This is a genomic window from Anaeromonas gelatinilytica (genome assembly GCF_016820635.1).
In the GTDB taxonomy this organism is placed as follows: domain Bacteria; phylum Bacillota; class Clostridia; order Tissierellales; family SIT17; genus Anaeromonas; species Anaeromonas gelatinilytica.
In genome coordinates, this window is the sequence record NZ_WSFU01000120.1 from 1 (window position 1) to 4,405 (window position 4,405).

Here is a 4,405-nt window from a genome sequence, read left to right on the forward strand (position 1 = left end):
ATTCAATAAATTGTTCATGATCAGAATATTGAGTATATCCTTCAATTAATAACTTAGTTTGAGTTGATGAATCTTCCTCTTCCATTGCTGCATTATATAAGGCATCTCCTTCTGAAATCTCATCTGCAATTACTATGGATGTAAAGAACAAAATAAATATCATCATTAAAATTATAATTTTATTTCTTATCTTCACATTCTCCCCCCTTTCTTTTTTATATAAACTTCCTCATTCGACATTATATCATCTAATTGTTCTTTTTTCTACATATATTTCAATTAAATCTCATGTTGATTTCTTACAATTATTCTCATCATCAAATAAAGCTTAGAAAATAAAATTTTATTTCCTAAGCTTTAATTTCAAAATACTCTAATATCTCCTCTACTATTCTCTCACATGCTTTACCATTACCATATGGATTTATTGCACTAGCCATTTTATTATATTCTTCTTCATTGTTTATTAATAAATTTACTTGATCATAAATATATTTCTCTTCTACTCCTACGACTTTTACCGTTCCTGCTTCTACTGCTTCCGGTCTTTCTGTTTCTGTTCTAAGAACTATGACTGGTTTTCCTAAGGATGGAGCTTCTTCTTGTATTCCTCCTGAATCCGTCATTATCAAATGACACTTAGATATTAAATTCGCGAAAGGCTTATAGTCTAATGGTTCTATTAAATGTACTCTATTCACATCTTTTAATATGTCATTTACTAATTCCCTTACTTTAGGATTTAAATGTACTGGAAACACTACCTCTACATTTTCATTTTCTTCAACTATTCTTTTTACTGCATTAAATATATTTATCATAGGTTGTCCTAAATTCTCTCTTCTATGAGACGTTAATAATATTATCTTCTTATTTTCAAAGTCCATACGATTTAACACATCTTCTTGAAATTTATAGTTTTTATCTATGGTTGATATAAGTGCATCTATGACTGTATTTCCTGTTATAAAAATACTTTTTTCATTTATATTTTCTTTTAATAAATTTTCTTTATTACTTATTGTTGGCGCAAAATGTATGCTTGCTATTCTTCCTGCCAAACTCCTATTCATTTCTTCAGGATATGGAGAATATTTATCTCCACTTCTCAATCCAGCTTCAACGTGTCCTACAGGTACTTTTTGATAAAAAGCTGCCAATGATCCAGCAAAAGTAGTTGTTGTATCCCCATGAACCAATATCATATCTGGTTTTTCCTTTATAATTACATCTTCTATTCCTTCTAATACTTTAGTTGTTATTCCTGTTATTGTTTGTTTATTTTGCATTATATCCAAATCATAATCCGGATTTATATCAAATAAGTCCAATACCTGATCTAACATTTCTCTATGTTGTGCTGTAACACATACAATTGATTTTATCATTTTTTCTTTTTCTAATTCTTTTACTAAAGGAGCCATTTTTATAGCCTCTGGTCTTGTCCCAAAAACCGTCATGATCTTAATCATATTTTCTCTCCATTCTTTCATCTCTAATTTTAGTGATTCCCATTTCTGATCTACTATCTAATCCTATCTCTTCCAATATATCATCCAATACAATCTCCTCTAACCCTTCTGATTTATCCTTCATAAATACTACTACTATTGTTTGTAATATTATTGTTATATCTAAAAGTAATGAATAATTTCTTATATATATTAAATCAAATCTTAATTTCTCATCAAAAGAAGATGCATATTTACCAAGTATTTGTGCAAGACCTGTAATACCAGCCTTTACATTCATCCTATAATAATAATCTGGATCAATATGAGCAAATTTTTCTACAAAATAAGGTCTTTCAGGTCTAGGACCTACTATACTCATATCTCCTTTTAAAACATTAAACAACTGAGGAATTTCATCAATTCTACTGGATCTCAAAAATTTACCTACTTTTGTTATTCTAGGATCCTCCTTATCACTGAGAGTCGGTCCAGTAAGTTTCTCTGCATCATCCACCATTGTTCTAAATTTATATATATAAAATTCTTTATTATTTAATGTAATTCTTTTTTGTTTAAATAATATAGGACCTTTAGAATCTATTTTTATTAAAATTGAAACTATTATATTTATAGGTAGTGTTATTATTAAACCTATAGTTGATATTAAAATATCTATAAGTCTTTTTACTATTCTTTGTTCTAAAGATAGTTCCATATTTGATATCTTAAATGTCAATACATCATCAAATTGCTCAATTTTAGAATTCAATATGAACATATCTTGAAGATTTGGTACTATAAACACCTCTTTATTTTTTTGTTGAGTTCTCTCTATTATCCTCTGTCTCTCTTTATAATCAATCTCGGAAGCAATTATAACTGCATCAACTTTATTTATATATTCATATAATTGATTATCTATTTCTTTATAATATAAATAACTTATTGTATACCATTGTCTATTCCTCAATATTTTTTTTGCTATACTATTTATATTATCTTCTTTTCCTATTATTAAAACTTTTTTAATTCCATGAAGTTTCTTAACAATATTGATTAGCAATAATCTCCAAACGCTTAATAATATTACTTGAAACATATAAGCCATCATAAATACCATTCTTGGAAACGCAAAACCCCTATATATAAATGTAACTGCCATTGTAAACAATGATATCATTCCAAGAGCTATGGCTAAAGATAATATAGTTTCAACATAAGCTTTTTTTCTTATAGATAATAAACCATATATATCAAAAAACACTACTGTAAATAAAGCTATTATTGGTAAAATAGATATAAAAGGTTCAATATTTCTTTTAGGTATGTCAAAATTAAACTTAAATAAATATGCTAAGTAAAAACCTAATAATACTAAGCTTATATCTATAATAATAGTTATTAATTTGTTTGCTTTATGAAATCTAGCTATATTTGATAGCTTCATAATTAATTCCCTCTCTTCAAAATGTGCCAAAATCACATCATATAAATAAATGATGTGATCTTTAATAATTATCTTATTTCTAATCTATTGCTACTAACTTTTCAGTAAAACTTTGTAACTCCTCATCAGATATATTACCTAAATTTTTGTATATTACATTTGATTCCTTCATAAGCTCTTCTTCTAAAATTGATTTTGTATCAAATATAAGAGGTATATTCATTATCTTTGTTAATTCTTTATAATCTATATTTTTAAATTCATTATGATCTGATAATATCAATATCATATCTGAATCCTTTACTGATTCCTCCCTATCTACTAATTCAAGCTCTGTATTCTTTACATGTGGATCATGTAAAATCACATTATAGCCTTTTTCTTTTAATATTTCTACTATTTCTAATGCAGGGGATTCTCTTAAATCATCAGTATTTCCTTTATAAGTTATACCAAATACAGATATTTTAGCTCCTTTTTTAGTTATCATCTTTTCAACTTTAGATGATACATATTCGGGCATACTATTATTAGTTTCTCTTGAAAGAGCTATTATCCTTGCTAATTCAGGAGCCTTTTCTATTATGAAATATGGATCTACTGCTAAACAATGTCCTCCAACACCTGGACCTGGAGTATGAAGATTTACCCTAGGATGTTTATTTGCTAATTTAACAACATCTAAAGAACTAATATCTAATTTGTTACATATTTTAGTAAGTTCATTCGCTAAAGCTATATTTACATCTCTATAAGTATTTTCCATCAATTTTGACATTTCTGCAGTCTTAGCTGTTGTTTTAAGTACTTCACCCTTTACAAATGTTTTATACACTTTTGATGCTTCTTCTGTACATTGTTCTGTTACTCCACCTACTATTCTATTATTTTCTACTAGTTCTTCCATTATCTTTCCTGGTAATACCCTTTCTGGACAATGAGCTAAAAATATGTCCTGTCCTACTTTAAATCCTGCTTCTTCTATCATTGGTTTTACTACCTCATCTGTAGTAGTAGGAGCTATTGTAGATTCTATTATTACTACATTGCCCTTATGAATATAAGGTAATATAGACCTAGTAGCTGACTCTACATAATTTAAATCACAAGATTTATATTCATCATCCTTATTAGGTGTAGGCACTGCTATTATAAATACATCTGATTCTTTTGGAGTAGTACTTGCTATTATATTCTTTTTTCTAACCATTTCTTTAAATGCTTCTCCTAAGCCTGGTTCTTCTATATGAACTTCACCTTTATTCAATGTTTTTACTACTTTCTCATTTACATCTACTCCCACAACTTTTTTACCATTTAAAGCAAACATTGTGGCTGTTGGTAATCCAATATACCCTAATCCTATTACACAAATTTTATTCATTTTTAAATCCTCCTGTTGGACTTTTATTTCATAAATAGTCTAAACTGCCAATCCACACTACAATCTCCAATATAAATAATTCATCTCTTCTGCTTTCTTTCTATCCATCATACCTTTTAC

General features: G+C 27.6%; 4 protein-coding genes. All 4 read right to left on the reverse strand.

Features of this window, described 5'->3' with window-relative positions; genetic code table 11:
* The coding region (locus GOQ29_RS10905) for a hypothetical protein (protein WP_203372690.1) at positions 1-196 on the reverse strand (196 nt) is incomplete at its 3' end.
* A gap of 154 nt (positions 197-350) precedes the next feature.
* A complete protein-coding gene (wecB, locus tag GOQ29_RS10910; protein ID WP_484477082.1) occupies positions 351-1,469 on the reverse strand; it encodes a non-hydrolyzing UDP-N-acetylglucosamine 2-epimerase in 1,119 nt (372 codons plus the stop codon).
* Positions 1,465-2,901 carry a sugar transferase gene (locus tag GOQ29_RS10915; RefSeq protein WP_203372692.1) on the reverse strand — a complete coding sequence of 479 codons (1,437 nt, stop codon included), beginning with the start codon at positions 2,899-2,901 and terminating at the stop codon, positions 1,465-1,467. Before GOQ29_RS10915 ends, wecB begins: the two co-directional genes overlap by 5 nt.
* Before the next feature lie 79 nt (positions 2,902-2,980).
* Positions 2,981-4,285, reverse strand: a complete 1,305-nt coding sequence (locus tag GOQ29_RS10920) for a nucleotide sugar dehydrogenase (RefSeq protein ID WP_203372693.1) — start codon at positions 4,283-4,285, stop codon at positions 2,981-2,983.
* Positions 4,286-4,405: the final 120 nt, after the last annotated feature.